The sequence below is a fragment of the Streptomyces sp. NEAU-174 genome (assembly GCF_052665095.1).
In genome coordinates this window covers 1-17,462 of the sequence record NZ_JBQTCE010000008.1, presented here as the reverse complement: position 1 = coordinate 17,462, position 17,462 = coordinate 1, and the positions used below count along the sequence as shown (strand labels likewise).

The 17,462-nt window shown below is 71.6% G+C and carries 21 protein-coding genes; 9 read left to right on the top strand and 12 right to left on the bottom strand.

Annotation, left to right across the window (positions count from 1 at the left end):
• Window positions 1-579: 579 nt before the first annotated feature.
• Entirely contained in the window at window positions 580-1,566 is a 987-nt protein-coding gene (locus ACT2CW_RS23355) for an aldo/keto reductase (RefSeq protein ID WP_445518148.1), read from the top strand.
• Window positions 1,567-1,638: 72 nt separating this feature from the next.
• Window positions 1,639-2,037: a VOC family protein gene (locus tag ACT2CW_RS23350; protein ID WP_164428499.1), complete on the top strand. Its 399-nt coding sequence runs from the start codon at window positions 1,639-1,641 to the stop codon at window positions 2,035-2,037.
• Between the two features lie 76 nt (window positions 2,038-2,113).
• On the opposite strand, the gene ACT2CW_RS23345 is transcribed toward ACT2CW_RS23350, so the two are convergent.
• Entirely contained in the window at window positions 2,114-2,485 is a 372-nt protein-coding gene (locus ACT2CW_RS23345; protein ID WP_445518147.1) for a VOC family protein, read from the bottom strand.
• A gap of 95 nt (window positions 2,486-2,580) precedes the next feature.
• Here ACT2CW_RS23345 and ACT2CW_RS23340 point away from each other — a divergent pair, with 95 nt between their 5' ends.
• A complete protein-coding gene (locus tag ACT2CW_RS23340; protein WP_445518146.1) occupies window positions 2,581-3,042 on the top strand; it encodes a MarR family winged helix-turn-helix transcriptional regulator in 462 nt (153 codons plus the stop codon).
• Between the two features lie 12 nt (window positions 3,043-3,054).
• Here ACT2CW_RS23340 and ACT2CW_RS23335 read toward each other — a convergent pair whose 3' ends face one another.
• From ACT2CW_RS23335 to ACT2CW_RS23300, 8 genes are all read right to left on the bottom strand, one after another.
• Window positions 3,055-3,351 (bottom strand): gas vesicle protein K, encoded by a 297-nt coding sequence (locus tag ACT2CW_RS23335; protein ID WP_445518145.1) that lies wholly within the window; start codon window positions 3,349-3,351, stop codon window positions 3,055-3,057.
• Window positions 3,348-3,533, bottom strand: coding sequence for a gas vesicle protein (locus ACT2CW_RS23330; RefSeq protein ID WP_044581510.1), 186 nt, complete (start codon window positions 3,531-3,533; stop codon window positions 3,348-3,350). Before ACT2CW_RS23330 ends, ACT2CW_RS23335 begins: the two co-directional genes overlap by 4 nt.
• Window positions 3,534-3,658: 125 nt before the next feature.
• On the bottom strand, window positions 3,659-4,477 hold the full coding sequence (locus ACT2CW_RS23325) for a GvpL/GvpF family gas vesicle protein (RefSeq protein WP_445518144.1): 819 nt from the start codon (window positions 4,475-4,477) through the stop codon (window positions 3,659-3,661).
• A complete protein-coding gene (locus ACT2CW_RS23320; protein WP_445518143.1) occupies window positions 4,474-4,854 on the bottom strand; it encodes a gas vesicle protein in 381 nt (126 codons plus the stop codon). The genes ACT2CW_RS23325 and ACT2CW_RS23320 overlap by 4 nt, the downstream gene beginning before the upstream one ends.
• Window positions 4,851-5,156, bottom strand: a complete 306-nt coding sequence (locus ACT2CW_RS23315) for a gas vesicle protein GvpG (protein ID WP_445518142.1) — start codon at window positions 5,154-5,156, stop codon at window positions 4,851-4,853. Before ACT2CW_RS23315 ends, ACT2CW_RS23320 begins: the two co-directional genes overlap by 4 nt.
• Before the next feature lies 1 nt (window position 5,157).
• The gene (locus ACT2CW_RS23310) at window positions 5,158-5,916 is read right to left on the bottom strand and encodes a GvpL/GvpF family gas vesicle protein (RefSeq protein WP_445518141.1); all 759 of its coding nucleotides are present in this window, start codon (window positions 5,914-5,916) and stop codon (window positions 5,158-5,160) included.
• Between the two features lie 3 nt (window positions 5,917-5,919).
• Window positions 5,920-6,411, bottom strand: coding sequence for a gas vesicle protein GvpJ (gene gvpJ, locus ACT2CW_RS23305; RefSeq protein WP_445518140.1), 492 nt, complete (start codon window positions 6,409-6,411; stop codon window positions 5,920-5,922).
• Window positions 6,412-6,437: 26 nt separating this feature from the next.
• Window positions 6,438-6,749 carry a gas vesicle protein GvpO gene (locus ACT2CW_RS23300; protein ID WP_445518139.1) on the bottom strand — a complete coding sequence of 104 codons (312 nt, stop codon included), beginning with the start codon at window positions 6,747-6,749 and terminating at the stop codon, window positions 6,438-6,440.
• A 373-nt stretch (window positions 6,750-7,122) separates the two neighbouring features.
• Here ACT2CW_RS23300 and ACT2CW_RS23295 point away from each other — a divergent pair, with 373 nt between their 5' ends.
• The 4 genes from ACT2CW_RS23295 (at window position 7,123) to ACT2CW_RS23280 (ending at window position 11,980) form a co-directional block, all read left to right on the top strand.
• Complete coding sequence (locus ACT2CW_RS23295; protein WP_164428515.1) at window positions 7,123-7,524, top strand: hypothetical protein; 402 nt, start codon at window positions 7,123-7,125, stop codon at window positions 7,522-7,524.
• Window positions 7,525-7,684: 160 nt separating this feature from the next.
• The gene (gene mfd / locus ACT2CW_RS23290) at window positions 7,685-11,221 is read left to right on the top strand and encodes a transcription-repair coupling factor (protein ID WP_445518138.1); all 3,537 of its coding nucleotides are present in this window, start codon (window positions 7,685-7,687) and stop codon (window positions 11,219-11,221) included.
• A 91-nt stretch (window positions 11,222-11,312) separates the two neighbouring features.
• Window positions 11,313-11,591: a hypothetical protein gene (locus tag ACT2CW_RS23285; RefSeq protein WP_445518137.1), complete on the top strand. Its 279-nt coding sequence runs from the start codon at window positions 11,313-11,315 to the stop codon at window positions 11,589-11,591.
• Complete coding sequence (locus ACT2CW_RS23280) at window positions 11,588-11,980, top strand: type II toxin-antitoxin system VapC family toxin (protein WP_445518136.1); 393 nt, start codon at window positions 11,588-11,590, stop codon at window positions 11,978-11,980. Before ACT2CW_RS23285 ends, ACT2CW_RS23280 begins: the two co-directional genes overlap by 4 nt.
• 337 nt (window positions 11,981-12,317) lie before the next feature.
• Here the strand turns inward: ACT2CW_RS23280 and ACT2CW_RS23275 are convergent, their stop codons facing one another.
• Together ACT2CW_RS23275 and ACT2CW_RS23270 are read right to left on the bottom strand one after the other, a co-directional pair.
• Window positions 12,318-13,862 (bottom strand): PucR family transcriptional regulator, encoded by a 1,545-nt coding sequence (locus tag ACT2CW_RS23275; protein WP_445518135.1) that lies wholly within the window; start codon window positions 13,860-13,862, stop codon window positions 12,318-12,320.
• 117 nt (window positions 13,863-13,979) lie between these two features.
• Window positions 13,980-15,650, bottom strand: coding sequence for a hypothetical protein (locus tag ACT2CW_RS23270; RefSeq protein WP_445518134.1), 1,671 nt, complete (start codon window positions 15,648-15,650; stop codon window positions 13,980-13,982).
• A gap of 168 nt (window positions 15,651-15,818) precedes the next feature.
• On the opposite strand from ACT2CW_RS23270, the gene ACT2CW_RS23265 reads away from it, so the two are divergent.
• Window positions 15,819-16,181, top strand: a complete 363-nt coding sequence (locus ACT2CW_RS23265; protein ID WP_164428526.1) for a DUF1330 domain-containing protein — start codon at window positions 15,819-15,821, stop codon at window positions 16,179-16,181.
• A 53-nt stretch (window positions 16,182-16,234) separates the two neighbouring features.
• Window positions 16,235-16,465, top strand: coding sequence for an e9imm peptide (locus ACT2CW_RS23260; RefSeq protein ID WP_445516656.1), 231 nt, complete (start codon window positions 16,235-16,237; stop codon window positions 16,463-16,465).
• Window positions 16,466-16,474: 9 nt separating this feature from the next.
• On the opposite strand, the gene ACT2CW_RS23255 is transcribed toward ACT2CW_RS23260, so the two are convergent.
• Window positions 16,475-17,406, bottom strand: a protein-coding gene (locus ACT2CW_RS23255; RefSeq protein ID WP_445516655.1) for an IS5 family transposase whose coding sequence is annotated in 2 segments (ribosomal slippage) — window positions 16,475-17,026 and window positions 17,029-17,406 — 930 coding nt in all. Because the reading frame shifts where the segments join, the coding sequence is not laid out codon by codon here.
• Between the last annotated feature and the right edge of the window lie 56 nt (window positions 17,407-17,462).

The window sequence follows — 17,462 nt, the reverse complement described above, 5'->3', positions numbered from 1 at the left end:
TCGGGTGTTCCGATGTGAAACTGCGAGAATCGAGGCCGACTTCGTGGAGACAGGCGCTCGGGTCAGCCTATCGGGTCAGTGATCTGCGCGGTGTCCCTTGTGCCGTCGGGGTTGGTCCACTGACAGATCGCCCCGACGACATTGATCGGGATGACTATGCCTCCGGAGGCCCGGCATTCGGCCTTGGTGAGCGGAGGGCGCGGGGCGGCCTGGGCCGTTCCCCCGATTCCCAGTGTGAGGGCGAGGGCCCCGAGGGTGGTTGCCGCGGCTAACGCAAGGCGACGAGAGCGCATATCGGTACACTCCGATCCGGTGGACTTTCCACCTCAGCGAGAAAGCTAGCCGGACGAACTCGAGGAATTCACTAAAGCTGTGACCGAGCGGTTCGGGTGAGGAGGCGTCGGCGTATTTCGGCACGGCAAAACCGCCGCCCAGGTGGGCCCGCAGAATTCCGGCGCAATGTCAATGCATTCGTCGCTGATGGCCGATTCTCTGCCGCACAGCTACTGGTCCCGTGGTTTGACTTGGAGTGCGCTCCAACTCCTAGCGTGATCGTCACGACCACGAAGGAGGTACCCGATGTCCGAACTGCCCACCCGCCGCCTGGGCGCCCTGACCGTCGCGGCCCAGGGCCTGGGCTGCATGGGGATGAGCCATGGCTACGGCGCCTCGGACGACGCCCAGTCGATCGCCACGCTCCACCGCGCCCTCGACCTCGGCGTCACGCTGCTGGACACCTCCGACTTCTACGGCGCCGGGCACAACGAGGAGCTGCTCGGCCGGGCCCTGGCCGGGCGGCGGGAGCAGGCGGTGCTGGCCACCAAGTTCGGGTTCGCCAACCGGCTGGGGGAGCCGACCGCGATCCGGGGGGACGCCGCGTATGTCCGCCAGGCGTGCGACGCCTCGCTGCGGCGGCTCGGCGTCGATCACATCGACCTCTACTACCAGCACCGCGTCGACCCCGACGTCCCCATCGAGGAGACCGTCGGCGCGATGGCCGAGCTGGTCCGGGCGGGCAAGGTGCGCCATCTCGGCCTGTCCGAGGCGGGCGCGGAGACCATCCGCCGGGCCCACGCGGTGCACCCCATCGCGGCCCTCCAGAGCGAATGGTCGCTGTGGACGCGGGACCTGGAGCACGAGATCGCCCCGGTCTGCCGTGAGCTCGGCATCGGCCTCGTCCCCTTCTCCCCGCTCGGCCGCGGCTTCCTGACCGGCCGCTACACCTCGACCGACGGCCTGCCGGAGAGCGACGTGCGCCGCACCCAGCCCCGGTTCGCCGACGGCAACCTGGAGAAGAACCTGGCCATCGTGGAGAAGCTGGACGAGCTGGCCGCCGCGAAGGGTGTCACCGCCGGTCAGCTCGCCCTCGCCTGGGTGCAGCACCGCGGCGACGACGTGGTCCCCATCCCGGGCACCCGGCGCCGGAAGTACCTGGAGGAGAACCTGACCGCCGCCACCCTCGAGCTGACCCCCGAGGAGCTGTCCGCGATCGACGCCGCCGCCCCGGCCGACCAGATAGCCGGCACCCGCTACGACGAGAAGAACCTCACCTTCGTGAACCGCTGATCGGGGGACCGATGAGTTTCGGGGCGGCCCGGGGTCTTTGGAGGTGGACGCATCACTCCGAGGGAGATCACCATGACCGAGACCGCGAAGGGCGCCCGTTTCACCGAGGTGGGCCGGGTCGCCGTCACCGTCGCCGATCAGGACCGGGCGCTGGAGTTCTATGTCGGCACGCTCGGCTTCGAGAAGCGTGCCGACATCCCCTTCGGCGACGGTCACCGCTGGATCGAGGTGGCCCCGGCGGGCGCCCCGACCGGGATCGCGCTGGTCCTGCCGCGCGAGGGCGGGCAGGGGCCGGGCTACGAGACCGGCATCATCCTCACCTCCGAGGACATCGACGCCGACCACGCGGCGCTGCGCGAGCGCGGCGTCGACACCGACCCGGAGGTCCAGCGCTGGGGCGCCCCGGTGCCGCCGATGTTCAGCTTCCGGGACGCGGACGGCAACGCGGTGATGGTCGTCGAGAACGGCTGACCCCGGCTCTTCGGTGGGGTTACGACGCGGGGTCGCCGATGTGCGCGGCGCGGACGCGGGACGACGGCGGTCACGGTCAGCCTCCGTGCGCGGTGAGGGCGTAGCCCTCCGGGCCGATGAAGGTGAACGTGCGGCCGAAGGGGCTGTCCTGGGGCGGGCTGACGATGGGCACCCCGGCGGCGGCGAGCTGGTCGTGCAGCGCCTGGGCGTCCGAGGTGCGGAACCACAGGGCCACCCCGAGACCGGGCCGTGCGGCGTCGTCGAGATCCACGCCCGGCAGCGGCTCGCGGACGGCGAACGCGATCGGCTCGGTGGCGAACACTACCGCACCGGGCGGCGAGGCCGGTGCGCGCCGCAGGCCGAGGTGGGTTTCGCAGAAGGCGGCCGCCGCCTCGACATCGCGTACCTGGAGGGCGATGAAGTCGGGGCCGTCGATGGTGGTGGGCATGGGTCCTCCCCGGTTGTCGGCTGAGCTGTTTCGATGTCAGGACTTTGACATGACGGGACTGTACGCACGGCCGTTCCCTATGTCAAAATCCTGACATGGAAGATCGGACGCCCGTGGCCCCGCCGCACCCCGCCGGCGACATCACCGAGCATGTGGGCTACCGCCTCAAACGCGCCGCCGCGGCGCTGCGCGGCGCCATGGACAAGGCGCTGCGCGAGCACGGGCTGACGGTGCCGCAGTACGCCTGCCTCGAACTCCTCGACGAGCGGCCCGGCCTGTCCAACGCCGAGCTCGCCCGCTCCACCTTCGTCACCCGGCAGTCCATGAACGTCGTGCTCCGCGGCCTCCAGGACGCGGACCTGATCTCCCGGCCCGCCACCACCGACCACGGCCGCGCGCTCCCCGCCCATCTCACCGGCCACGGCCGCGAACGGCTCGACGCGGCCCGTTCCGCCGTCTACGCCATCGAACGGACGATGGTCGACGCCCTCCCGCAGCGGCGCCTGGCCGCCCTCCTCGCCGACCTCGACCGCATGGCGGAGGCCCTCGGCGGCTGACCGGCCCCTGCCTCAGTCGCGGGGGAGCAGGGTGCCCAGGGGGCCGAGGTCCAGGTTGAGGTCGTCCGGGGTCAGGCCGTGCTGGTCGCACAGCTCCGTCATGCGCTGGTCGAGCAGCATCAGCGTGGTGCCGATGCGCTCGATCTGGTCGTCGGTGAGGCCGCCCGCGTCGATGCGGCGGATGGCCTGGCGCTCCATCAGATGCCGGAGGAGTTCGACGACCGTCAGCACCAGGGCCACCAGGTCGCGGCCGACCGAGTCGCGGTCGATGTCGACGCGGGACGGGGTGGAGGGGACCGGCGTGCTCATAGCGGGCCGCTGTCGGTCCACGGGGCCCGCACCCGTTCGTTGACCGAGGAGAGCAGGGCGTGCAGGGAGAGGCGGACGAGGGGGACCTCGGCGATCGCGATGACCAGGTCGCCGCTGATGACGACGCCGGTGGCGAGCACCCGGTCGAGGAGGTCCACGAGAGGGACGCCGAGCGGGCCCAGGGTCTCGGCGGGGGTGGTTCCCCACTCGGGGGCTTCCCGGCGGGCGGTGGCGGCGGGGTTCGCCTCCCACAGCGCCCGGGCCGGAGCGGCATCCGAGGTGGGCCCGGTCATGGGGGTCATGGGGGTCATGGGGTCGCCCCCGCGTCCGTGATTCCTCCGTCGGCGAAGGAGTACGGCACCCACGGCCCGGAGAGTTCGATCCGTACGTCCTTCTCGTCGTGGCGCAACGACGCGAGCGCGGCGCGCAGTTCGCGCTCCCGGCCCAGGTCGAGCAGGTAGGCCGCGTTCAGCACATGGATGCGGTGCTTCCCGGTCACCTCGACGCCGTGCGGGCGCAGCCGGCGCGCGGCCACGGCGAGGCCCCGGACGACGGTGTCCACCCGCTCGGCGGCCCGCAGCGCCAGGGTGTGGCGCTGTTCGCGCCCGCGCTGCCGGGTGCGGACGCGGTCCAGATAGGCGCGGCCGCTCCCGGGGCCGTCCGATGGGGCGGGGGCCGCTTCGGGCGGCGGCCCCGTGGGGGCGTAGACCTTGACGCCCCATTCGACCCGGCCCGCGATCCGGTCCAGGGCGGTCAGGAAGGACGTCCGCCGGTCGTCCAGGGCCTCGCGGACGCGGCCGTCGTTGAGATAGACCGTGGCCAGGGGCAGCGGAACGGCCGGGGCCAGCGCCGACGCCGCCGTGATCACCGCGTGGTGGGCGCGGGCGCAGCGCTCCAGCTCGGCGCCGTCGGACAGCCGCCGGCGCAGCGCCTCCTCGCCGTACCCGGCCGCGGGCACGTCCTGGACCACGGCGGTGAGCGGGCCCGCCGCGAGCGTACGGACCGGGGCGCCGGTGCCTAGCCCGGGGAGTTCCGCCAACGGTTCCGCCGGGGCGGTGAGGTTCTCGCCCCGGCAGACCGCGAAGGCGTAGGTGAGGGTGGGGGTGGGGGGTTCGGCGCGGGTCATGGGCGCCCCTCCTCCTCGGCCGCGCCGACCGTGCTCAGCTCCTCCGTGCTCAGCTCCTCCGGGCCGATCCGTGACTCAAGGGCCTGGAGCCGCGTCCGCAGTTCCGCGTTCTCCTGGGCCAGGGTGTCCCGCGCGGCGCGCGACGAGAGCGCGGGATCGGTTTCCCACCAGTCGATGCCGGCCTTACGGGCGGTGTCCACGGAGGAGATGAACAACCGCAGCCGGATGGTGAGCAGTTCGATGTCCAGCAGGTCGATCTTGATGTCCCCGGCGATCACGATGCCCTTGTCCAGGACGCGTTCCAGGATCTCGGCGAGGTCGGAGGGGTGCCGCTCGGTGGTCACGGACGGCGGGTAGGCCAGGTCGCGTTCGGTCATGGCGTCCGCACCCCCGCCCTTCCTCCCCGGCCTCCCGAGCCTCCCGAGCCTCCCGGGCCGCCCGAGCCTCCCGGGCCGCCCGAGCGCTCCAGCAGATCCAGCAGCCGGTCCTCCTCCCGGTCGAACTTCTCCGGGCCGATCGCCCCCGACTCCAGCGCCTCGTTCAGCGCGGCGAGCCGGGCGCGCAGCACCGACGGATGGCACATCTCCTCCTCCGCCATGTCCCGCACGCGCTCCGCGATCCACACCACCCCGCGCACCGGCGCCAGTGGGAAGAGGACGACCTGGCTCAGTACGCCCATCTCAGGCCCGGCCTTCCGTGAAGCTGTAGCAGGGCAGCGGGCCGGTGAGCCGCAGTTCGGCCCGGTCGCGGTGGGCCGCCGCGAGGCGTTCCACGGCGCCCTCGAACCGTCGCTGCTCGCGCCGGTCCAGCAGGAACGAGGCGTTGAGCACGCACCCCTCGACCTCCGGGCCGTGCACCGTGGCGTCCGCCACGGCCGACAGCTCCGCGAGCACCGTCGCCGCGGCGGCCGCCGCCCTGCGCCGCAGCCCGCGCGCCACGGCCTCGCCGAGCCGCACGCTGGCCTCGTACCCCGGGGCCCGGCGCGCGGCGGTGCGCAACCGGCTCACCTCGGGATCCTCCCGTACCAGCGCGCCCAGGTCGGCCTCGGTGGGCAGCGCCTTGAGGTTCATCTCCACGCGTCCCTCGACGCGTTCCAGCGCGGCCAGGCAGTCGTGCTGTGTGCACAGCAGCTGCCGCCGCACCGACTCCTCGTCGGGGGCGACCATGCCGAAGCGCATCGGCAGCACCGGCCCGTCCCGCCCCAGCGTCAGGGCGAGGTCCTGGTGGGCGAGGAGGTCGCGGCGCTTGGCGCGCAGCCGGGCCGGAGCGTCGCTGATCACCGCGGCCAGCGCGCCGGCCCGGACGGTACGGACCGGGGCGGGCCGCTCGCCCACTCCGGTGCGGCCGGGCGGCACCGCGTGGGAGGCGCGGACGACGCCGTAGACGTACACGCTCCGAGACGCGGGCGTGGGCGTGGGCGTCGACGCGGGCGCGGTCATGGATCAGTCCTCCTCGGACGGCTCGGAGGCGGAAGCGGAACGGCGGCGGGTGGGGGCGGTGCGCCGCCGGGGGCGGCTCTCCCGCTCCTCCCGCTCCCCTTCTTCCCCCTCCTCGTCATCGGCCCCGACGGCCCGTTTGACCTTCTCGCCCACGCCCGCCACCGCCTTCTTGGCCTTCTTCTTGGCGAGCCCGGTGGCCATGCCCCCGGCCGGACTCCCGCCGCCGCCCGCCACCCCGCCCAGCAGTTCCGGAACGGTCTTGCTGCGGTCGAATTCGAGGTCCAGACGGTTGCAGGCCTCGGCGAAGCGGAGGTACGTGTCCACGCTGGCGACCACGATCCGGGCGTCGATCTTCAGGATCTCGATGCCGACGAGGGAGACCCGGATGAAGACGTCGATCACCATGCCCCGGTCGAGGATGAGTTCCAGGCAGTCGTAGAGGGTGCCGGTCCGCTGGATGCAGACGACCTCTTCCGTGTAAGTGCCAGTGGGCATCTCGGGGCGTCCTTTCGGCTGTCGTCTCAGCAGTCGTCGGCCGCACCGCGCCGGTAGCGGCGGACCCTCCGGTATTCCTGGAGCTCGCCCCGCTCGTCGATGCGCACCTCGTACGTGGCCAGCAGGCTGGTGGTGTCGGGGATCCGGGCGACCTCGAGGACGTCCACGCTGACGAGCCAGCCGCCCTCGTGGCGGGCCACGCCGCTGACGCCCTCGGGCTCATGGACGATCAGTGAGGCGAGCTGCTCGCACGCGTGCCGGGCGGCCTCGGCCGGCTTGGGGGCTCGGGGCCGGGTACTCGTCCTGGTGGGCGATGGGCGCGGGTCTCGCTCTGCCATGTGCATCAGTGTGATCACAGGGCGTGCCCGGCCGCCCGTCGTGATGGGCCGGACGGGCTGGCCACCCAGTCCAACAGTTTCGGGCCGATCGCGATGTTCCAGCTCAAGTGGGCAGGCTGCACGCGCGCAGGTTGTGAGCTCGACGCCACAGCCAAAGCACCGGGCGGGGGCAAGGATCATGCAGGCTTCTCATGCCTCGTCCACCTTGAAGGCCCACTTATCTCCGGTGCAGTCGAACTGATCCGGAAAGGGGCAGGAATCGCTGGTTCCGCAGCGGAACACATGTGAAGATGACTCGCGGCCGGTTGCCCATGATGGATAACCGGCTATGGGTGGAAAATACCGTTGGGGAATAATGTGTACACATAAGGCCGTGGCCGGCCTGGCCATCATGGTAGCCCTGCTGGCGGGCTGCTCCGACGATGGCGACAAGGGCAAAGCCGAGGACGGCGGCATGGTGACTGTCGAATTCAAGGTGACGGGGGATTCGCCCGCGAGCGTATATATCCCCGGCATCAATTCGAGTCTGTATACCGATGCCAAGAAGAGCAGCGGGGACGCCGACCTGGATCTCGAAGACGTCAAGACGCCGTGGTCGAAGAAGTTCAAGGTGAAGCCCGGAAGGTCGCTGTCGTTGCAGGCGGGTTCCGCGGAGCCGAAGAAGGAAATCGGCTGCCAGATATTCGTCGACGGGAAGCTCAAGGACGAGGAGACGCGGAAGAACAAGCCCGGCAGCACCCTCACGGCTGGGTGCTCGAGCGTGACCCCGGGCTGATCGGAGGCGCGATCCACAATCGGGGCGCGATCCGCGGGGGCTAGGGCGGGCGACGGACCGGCGGAGATTGTCGGCGGGTGGCCGTACTCTGGAAGACCCCCGGCCCGTGACACGTGTCGGGTCATTCGCGTTGTCCGCCTCCGGGATGGAATACCCCTTTATGAGCCTCACCGGTCTGCTCGACGCCGTCGTAAGGGACCCCGCGCTCGCCGAGGCGGTGCGCGGCGCCGCCGACGGCCATCGCCCCCATGTCGATCTGGTCGGCCCGCCCGCCGCCCGTCCGTTCGCCATCGCCGCGCTGGCGCGCTCCGCGGGCCGTCCCGTGCTCGCGGTGACGGCCACCGGCCGGGAGGCGGAGGACCTCGCGGCGGCGCTGCGCTCGCTGCTGCCGCCGGACGGGGTGGTGGAGTACCCGTCCTGGGAGACGCTGCCGCACGAGCGGCTCTCCCCGCGCTCGGACACGGTCGGGCGGCGGCTGGCGGTACTGCGGCGGCTGGCCCACCCCAGCCCGGACGACCCGGCGGCCGGTCCGGTCTCGGTCGTGGTCGCGCCCGTACGGTCCGTACTCCAGCCGCAGGTCAAGGGGCTCGGTGACCTGGAGCCGGTGAGCCTGCGGGCCGGGCAGACCGCCGATCTGGAGGAGATCGTGGACGGGCTCGGGGCCGCCGCGTACTCCCGGGTCGAACTGGTCGAGAAGCGCGGTGAGTTCGCCGTGCGCGGCGGCATCCTGGACGTCTTCCCGCCGACCGAGGAGCATCCGCTCCGGATCGAGTTCTGGGGCGACGACATCGAGGAGATCCGCTACTTCAAGGTGGCCGATCAGCGGTCCCTGGAGGTCGCCGAGCACGGGCTGTGGGCCCCGCCCTGCCGGGAGCTGCTGCTGACCGACGACGTACGGGAGCGGGCCGCGGCCCTCGCCGAGGCCCATCCCGAGCTGGGCGAGCTGCTCGGCAAGATCGCCGAGGGGATCGCGGTCGAGGGCATGGAGTCCCTGGCCCCCGTCCTGGTGGACGACATGGAGCTGCTGCTCGACGTCCTCCCGGCGGGCAGCATGACGGTGGTCTGCGAGCCGGAGCGGGTGCGCACCCGGGCGGCGGACCTGGTGGCCACCAGCCAGGAGTTCCTCCAGGCGTCCTGGGCGGCCACGGCCGGGGGAGGGGAAGCCCCGATCGACGTCGGCGCGGCCTCCCTGTGGAGCATCGCGGACGTCCGCGACCGCGCCCGTGAGCTGGGCATGATGTGGTGGTCGGTGAGCCCCTTCGCGGCCGACGAGGAGCTGGACGCGGACACCATCAAGCTCGGCATGCACGCCACCGAGAGCTACCGCGGCGACACCGCCCGGGCGCTGGCCGACACCAAGGGCTGGCTCGCCGACGGCTGGCGCACGGTCTATGTGACCGAGGGCCACGGCCCCGCCTCCCGCACCGTCGAGGTGCTCGGCGGCGAGGGGATCGCGGCCCGGCTGGACGGCGACCTCACCGAGATCAAGCCGTCCGTGGTGCATGTGGCCTGCGGCTCGATCGACTACGGCTTCATCGACCCGGCCCTGAAGCTGGCCGTGCTGACCGAGACCGATCTGTCCGGGCAGAAGGCCGCGGGCAAGGACGGGGCGCGGATGCCCGCGCGCCGCCGCAAGACCATCGATCCGCTCACCCTCGAGGCGGGCGACTTCATCGTCCACGAGCAGCACGGCGTGGGCCGCTACATCGAGATGGTGCAGCGCACCGTCCAGGGCGCCACCCGTGAGTATCTGGTGGTGGAGTACGCCCCGGCCAAGCGCGGCCAGCCCGGCGACCGGCTCTTCGTCCCCACCGACCAGCTGGAGCAGGTCACCAAGTACGTGGGTGGCGAGGCGCCGACCCTGCACCGGCTCGGCGGCGCCGACTGGACCAAGACCAAGGCGCGCGCCAAGAAGGCCGTCAAGGAGATCGCCGCCGACCTGATCAAGCTCTACTCGGCCCGGATGGCGGCGCCCGGCCATGCCTTCGGCGCGGACACCCCCTGGCAGCGCGAGCTGGAGGACGCGTTCCCGTACGCGGAGACCCCCGACCAGCTCACCACCATCGCCGAGGTCAAGGAGGACATGGAGAAGTCGGTTCCGATGGACCGGCTGATCTGCGGCGACGTCGGCTACGGCAAGACCGAGATCGCGGTCCGCGCGGCCTTCAAGGCGGTCCAGGACGGCAAGCAGGTGGCGGTGCTGGTGCCCACGACGCTGCTGGTGCAGCAGCACTTCGGCACCTTCGGCGAGCGGTACGGCCAGTTCCCCGTCAACGTCAGGGCGCTCTCCCGCTTCCAGACCGACACCGAGGCCAAGGCGGTGCTGGAGGGGCTGCGGGACGGCTCGGTCGACATCGTCATCGGCACCCACCGGCTCTTCTCCTCCGAAACCACGTTCAAGGACTTGGGCCTGGTCATCGTGGACGAGGAGCAGCGCTTCGGCGTCGAGCACAAGGAGCAGCTGAAGAAGCTCCGCGCCAATGTGGACGTGCTGACCATGTCCGCCACGCCCATCCCGCGCACCCTGGAGATGGCGGTCACCGGCATCCGCGAGATGTCCACGATCACCACCCCGCCGGAGGAGCGCCATCCGGTGCTGACCTTCGTCGGTCCGTACGAGCAGAAGCAGATCGGCGCGGCGATCCGGCGCGAGCTGCTCCGCGAGGGCCAGGTCTTCTACATCCACAACCGGGTGGAGTCCATCGACCGGGCCGCCGCCCGGCTGCGCGAGATCGTCCCCGAGGCGCGGATCGCCACCGCCCACGGGCAGATGTCGGAGAGCGCGCTGGAGCAGGTCGTGGTCGACTTCTGGGAGAAGAAGTTCGACGTCCTGGTCTCCACGACCATCGTCGAGTCCGGGATCGACATCTCCAACGCCAACACCCTGATCGTCGAGCGCGGCGACAACTTCGGCCTCTCCCAGCTGCACCAGCTGCGCGGCCGGGTCGGCCGAGGGCGCGAGCGCGGTTACGCGTACTTCCTCTACCCGCCTGAGAAGCCGCTCACCGAGACCGCCCATGAGCGGCTGGCCACGATCGCCCAGCACACCGAGATGGGCGCGGGCATGTATGTGGCGATGAAGGACCTGGAGATCCGCGGCGCGGGCAATCTGCTCGGCGGCGAGCAGTCCGGCCATATCGCGGGCGTCGGCTTCGACCTCTACGTCCGGATGGTCGGCGAGGCCGTCGCCGACTACCGCGCCTCGATCGAGACGGGAGAGGGCGAGCCCGTGGAGGCGCCGCTGGAGGTCAAGATCGAGCTTCCGGTCGACGCGCACGTCCCGCACGACTACGCCCCCGGCGAGCGGCTGCGCCTCCAGGCGTACCGGGCGATCGCCTCCGCGAACAGCGAGGACGACATCCGCGCCGTCCGCGAGGAGCTCACCGACCGCTACGGCAAGCTCCCCGAGCCGGTGGAGAACCTCCTCCTGGTCGCCGGACTGCGCCTGCTGGCCCGCGCCTGCGGCGTCACGGACATCACCCTCCAGGGCTCCAACATCCGCTTCTCCCCGGTGGAGCTCCGCGAATCCCAGGAGCTGCGCCTCAAGCGCCTCTACCAGCGCTCGGTCATCAAGCCCGCCACCAAGCAGGTCCTGGTGCCCCGCCCCGCCACCGCCCGCATCGGCGGAAAGCCGCTGGTGGGACGGGAGCTGCTGGCATGGACCGGGGAGTTCCTGACGTCGATCCTGGGGTCGTGAGGGGGATCCTGGGGCATGAACGGGCGGCCGTCCCGGGCGGTTGCCCTGAACCGGCTTGCCTGCGCGGCCACCGTGCATGGAAAATGCATGCATGGTGGCTCTTCAGATTCGGGATGTGCCGGACGAGGTGCGCGACATACTGGCCGAACGGGCGAGGCAGCTGGGCCAGTCCCTCCAGGGGTATCTGCTGGACCTGGTCAAGAACGAGGCCGAGCGCGCGGGCAACGTCGCGCTGTTGCAGTGGTTCGAGGGCCGATCGGACGGCGCCGAGACCGCCATGAGCGAGACCGTGCGCGAACTCGACGCCGACCGTGCGGCGCGCGCCGCCGGACCCGGCCTCTCACCGGGGGAGCCGGGGGCGCCCGCGTGATCATCGTGGACGCGAGCGTCCTCACCGAAGCGCTTACCGGGGACGCCGCCGGGAAGGCGGCCCGTGCGCGCCTCGCTCAGGACCCGCATTGGGCGGCGCCCGGCCATCTCGTCGTCGAAACCTTCCACGCGGTACGCGGCCGGCTCCTCGGAGGGAAGATCACCCAAGCCCGCGCCGAGGACGCCGTGGCCGCGCTGACCAGGGCATCGATCGAGGCGATCGCCATCCAGCCGCTCCTGATGCGCATGTGGGAGCTGCGGGGGCAGGTCACGGGCTACGACGCGGCGTACATCGCGGCGGCGGAGGTGTACCGGGCTCCGCTGATCACCGGTGATGCCCGGCTGAGTCGCTGCACCATGGCGCGCTGCGTGATCGAAGTCCTCGGCTGATCGCCTGGGCGAGGGGGACAGGGGCGGGCCGCGCGCGACACCCCCGTCGTCGCGCGGCGGCCGGCCCCGGCTCATGAGCCCGGCGGGGTGGCCGGGTGCGGTGCCGTGCGGGTGGGGGGAGTGCGCACTCAGCCCTCGGCGAGAGGCGGGGCTCGGCGCGGCCCGTCGTGGCTTGTCCAGGACAATAGGCGCCCGCGGCATCCCCGGCGAGGAACGATGTGCACAGTGAGCCCGCCGGCCGGTTCCCCTTCGAACGGTGAGTGCTCTGGTGAACGGTGAGTACGACGGCGAACGGTGAGCACGCCGGAGAGCGACCCCGGTGCGCGGTCGCCCCGTCTCAGAGCGAGCCCAGAGCCCGCATCGCGAGCCACAGTTCGTACTTCGCGCTCGGCGCGGTCAGCAGGGAGCGGCCCAGGGCCTCCTCCGCCCTGGTCAGGCGCTTGCGGGCGCCCGGGAGGGAGATGCCAAGGGCGGTGGCCGCGGCGGGGAGGCGGGCGTCGGCGCGCAGCCAGGTGCGTATGGTCTCCAGGCCGGCCGTCGGACCGGCCTGCTCCAGGGGGCGCAGCTGGGCCCGGGCCCAGGCCCCGGCGGCGGGGGTGCCCAGCACCGCGTCCAGCGTGGCGGTGTGCCCCGGCGGGGCCTGGGCCCGGGCCGCCGCGGCCTGGGGCGCCGTATGCAGCCGCAGCGCCAGCCACGCGGCCGACTGCGCGGCCAGGCTGCGGCTGACCTCCACGCCCAGCAGCTCGTCCAGATGGCGCATCCGCGCCGCGAGCGTATTGCGGTGGATCTTCAGATGGCGGCTGGCCGCCCCGCCGAAGCTGAGCCACGACCCGAGCGTGCCCAGCAGCTCCTGCGGGCCCGGGTCGGCGCGGCGGGCCGGTGCGTACCGCAGACAGGGCGCCAGGAGTTCGCTCGCCCACACATAGCCCTCCGGGCCCGCCAGGACGGTCACATCCACATCGCCGCCGAAGCCCGCGCGGCGCCCGGGCGCGTTACGGGCCACCGCCAGCGCGTGGATGGCCTGCTCGTACGCGGTCGGCGTGTCCCGCAGCGGGACCGCCGCGCTCACCCCGACCCGGCATTCGGGCTCCAGCCGGACGATCAGCAGGTCCAGCGGCGCCGGGCCGCCGCGCGGGCCGCCGCGCACCGCCGCCGCACCCGGGCCCGGCTCGGGCGGTACGAGCGCGAGCACGTGGTTCGGGCGCACCGGACACGGCACGATCCACGCCCCGCCCCCGGCCTCGCGGTCGATCCGCCGGGCGATCTCCCGCCGCCGGGCCTGTGGGCACTCGATGACGTACATCTGGACCATCGCGGGCAGCGCCGGCCGCAGCGCCCCGGCGATCCGCTGCGCGGCGGGCACGCTGCCCACCATCAGCAGATGCAGCACCGCCTCCCGGCTGTACTCCTCGGCCGACTCGATCCGCCGCCGCGCCCGCTCGGACTGCTCCAGCCGCCAGCACAGGGCGAGGGTGCGGGCGGCGTCGGCGAGCAGCGTTCCGCAGTGCGGATCGTCCGGCCCGACGACGGCGAGATACGTCCTGGGGCCGGTGTCGAGCGCGATCAGATGCACCGGGGGCCCCTCGCCCCCGCCCAGCACGGCGGAGGCCGCCCCGCGCCGGTGCAGCTCGACAGTGGCCTCGGCGGCGGCGCCGACGGCGATCCGCGCCACCGCCGGGTCATGCTCCCCACCCGGCCCGGCCAGCACCCGCCCCGTCTCCCCGACCAGCACGGCCGACCCCCCGGTCCGCCGGGCCAGCCAGCCGAGCATCTCCCGCACCGCCCCACGCTTGGTGGCCAGCCGGGCGAGGGCGAGAACGTCATCGGCACGGTCGGGGCGGTCGGCGCGGTCGGCGCGCACGTCGGAGGGCGGGGTGTGCATGAAACAGCACATTAGTTCTGATCGCCTGGCTTCCGGAAAGGGCCCGACCCCGCCTGTGGAAAACCTGTGGAAACGGCGGAGACGTGGCCGGTTCCTCCGAGGGCTTCGGGACCACTGTCATCCTGTGGTCCGCGGATCCGCGACCAGGCCGGGCAGGGCAAAAAGAGTCCGGCCCTGCGCCATGCTGGTGTGCTCGATCCAGCCGCCCGGCAGGGCCAGCGTGTGGCGGCGTAGGCGGCAGCCAGTGGTGCGCATAACGGGGGAGAGATGGCAGGGGTCGAGTTCCTCGATCAGTAGGCTCGGGGCGCTGGTGGCTGGGTTCTTCTTTCCTGTGACGGCGAGTGGCAGGCGCCCGGTAGGCGCAAGGGGCAGAGGTGTCATCCGCCAGATCGGTCCGCGGAGGGCGGACAGGCTGGCCCGGCCGAAGTCGCGTTCCTCCAGCGGGGTCATTGGTTCGCCGTTGGTGCCGGTCAGGCCGCGGAACAGTTTCTCGGCGCGGCCCTGGTTGACGATCTGTCCGGTGTCGATGGTGAAGGTCCGGGAGAAGAACATGCGCGGCGGGTAGCCGGCCCGCTCAAGCGCCGCCGCGTACGCGGCGACCTGGGGATGGATCTGCTCGCACAGATGGGCCGCCGCGGCACGGTCGATGGGTTGCAATGCGTCGGCCTGGGCGGTGAGCGCCCGAAGAACGGTGGCCACGTCCGCACCAGTGGCATGGGCGAACTCGTCCCGGCGGCCTAGCCCGTGGGCCCGCTTGTGGGCCAGCAAAGTGTTGAGCAGGGGCCTGGTTGCGTCGGTGTAGCCGGAGTTCGGGCGCACGGCGGTGGCCGGATAGAGGTGCAGGGCGGTGAAGGTGCCGTCGGGGTGGAGGTTGGGATCGGCCGCGAAGTACGGGCCGTCGGCGTTGGAGAAGCGGTGCAGCCGTACCGTCCGGGCCCGGTGCGGCACCGAGAGGGTGCCGGCGAGCGCAGCCCGCACCGTGGCGGCCGTCGGCGGTGCGGTGTCGGAAGTGATGTGCAGGTAGGGAACACCGAGTTCGGAGTAGCGCGGCTCGTCCAGGCTCTCGATCACGGTCTCGGGCAGCTCACCGTCGGTCCGTTCATGGGAGATGAGCAGGTGGGGGCCGGTGGCGAGGACGTGGTGGCCGTCGATGCGGGCGTCGGTCAGGTCGCCGATCCCGACGAGCGGGGCGAAGCGGAGCTCGCACGCGGCGGTGGTGGCGCCATGCCCGAGCACGTCCAGTAGTGGACGGTATGTCCGCAGGGCAGCGGCCAGATCCTCGATATACGCCTGGCGGTCGACACCGAAGCGGCCGGTGAAGCCGAGGGTGTAGGGGGTGATGGAGAAACGGATGCCGTCGAAGACGCCGGTGAACTCCTTCACCAGGTGCTGGTGCATAGCGGCCAGTCGCGCGGAGCGGCGGGAGTAGCCGACGGTGGAGATCCGCAGCTTCACACCCAGGACATCACGGGCAAGCTGGGCATAGTGGTCGAGGTGGGGGTAGGAGCCGATGTCGTTGTCCAGATAGGGGAAGACCACGCCGGGGCGGTGGATACGGCCCGAGGCGATGTCCAGGCTCCGCTCGGCGGCGACCTCCGCGAGTGCGGTGAACAGGCCGGTCAGCCCCTTTTGGGTCAGGCTCCAGATGTCGCGGCCGGCACCTTGCGAGCACATGGCGCATCCGTTGAAGCAGCCCACCTGCGGGGCCAGGTATTGCAGGCGGGTGAAGGCGTCGTCGGGCATGTGCCGCAACTGCTCCAGCAGCCCGGGTACGACGGTGGTGGTCATGACGGTGTCACCTCGCTGGAAGTCGGTGGTGAGTAAGCCCCGAGGTCACGCCCGGTCTCAAATGAGGCCCGGGGCCGGGGCCATGACCTCGGGGGTAATCGACGCTCCCGGCGGGGCGCGGCAGGCTGATCCGTGTCCGCCGATCCGCCTGGAGCACTTGGAGGAGCCATGCCCGCCGCCTACGCGCTCGCGCATCTGCACGGCCGCAGCCCGCACCCCGACGTCATCGAGTACCTGGAGCGGATCCAGTCCACCCTCGACCCCTTCCACGGCCGGTTCCTCATCCACGGCGACACGTTCGAGGTGGTCGAGGGGGAGTGGCCGGGCAGTGTGGTGCTGATCGAGTTCCCGGGCGGGGTGGCGGACGCCCGCGAGTGGTACGCGTCGGCCGCCTACCAGGACATCCTGGCGCTGCGCACCGATCACATCGAGGGCGATGTGATCCTGGCCCAGGGCGTCGGCCCCGGCTACGACCCGCTGAAGCGGGCCGAGAAGCTGCGGTCCGCCGATCCCAGTGGGTACGCCCACTAGGAGCTGTCCGGGCGATCACGCGTCCCGCTAGGGTGACCCGGTGGAGGGACTTGATGAGTGCTGTGGAGATGAGTCGCGTGGAGGCGGTCGCGCTCGTGCAGCGGATCATGCAAGCGGACTACGCCTCGGACGACGAGGTGGACGGCTGGCTGGATCGGCTCGACAGAGCGCTGGCATGCCCGTCCGGTCATGTCAGCGGCTTGATCTTCTGGCCACGGGAGCCGGAGCTTTCTGCTGATGAAGTAGTCGATCAGGCCCTGGCGTATCGGCCGATCGCTTTGTGAGGTCGCTGGTCAACTCCGAAGCCAGATAAGCAGAGCCGCGCTGGTTGTAGTGCCGAGGAAGACGTAGCCGCGCTTGTCATAGCGGGTGGCCACGGCTCGGTACTGCTTCAGTCTGTTGATCGCTCGTTCGACGGTGTTGCGCTTCTTGTAGCGCTCTTCGTCGAAACCGGGTGGCCGTCCGCCATGTGAGCCTTTGCCCAGGCGGGCGGACCGGCTGTCGGTCTTCTCCGGGATCGTGTGCCGGATGCCTCGGCGCCGCAGGTATGCGCGGCACGGGCCGTTGCTGTATCCCTTGTCGGCCGCAATGCTGTCGGGCTTCGTGCGGGGCCGGCCCGGACCGACCCGCGGAACGCGGATCTTTGCCAGCACCGTCTGGAACTGGGTGCAGTCCGCCCGTTGCCCCGGCGTGATGAACAGGGACAATGGACGGCACCGGCCGTCGGCGCTCAGGTGGAGTTTGCTGGTGAACCCGCCCCGCGAGCGGCCCAGTCCCTCACCTCCTGCACCACCTCCGCCAGCCGGGCGAGCAGGCTCTGCCACGGCGTTTCGCCCTGGTGTTCTGCCGTCTCGGCCCCCTTTGATGCAAGTGTCGGCGGCGGTTCGGTCCGGGCACCGGCCGCGTGCTGGTGGGCCCGCACGATGGTGGAGTCCACCGAAATGTCCCAGTCGATCTCGCCCGCGGCATCGGCAGCGGCCTGGACCTGTTGCAGCAGGCGCTCCCACGTGCCGTCGGCCGACCACAGCCGGTGGCGTTCATAGACGGTCTTCCACGGCCCGAAACGCTCGGGAAGATCCCGCCAGTGCACCCCGGTCCGCACCCGGTGCAGAATCCCGTCGATCACCTGCCGGTGATCCCGCCACCGGCCACAACGCCTATTGCTCACCGGCAGGAACGGCCGCAACCGTTCCCACTCCGCATCCGTCAGATCACCCCGCCCCATGCACACAACAACGACTCAGGCACAGGGCAGTCACATGATCGCCCGGACAGCTCCTA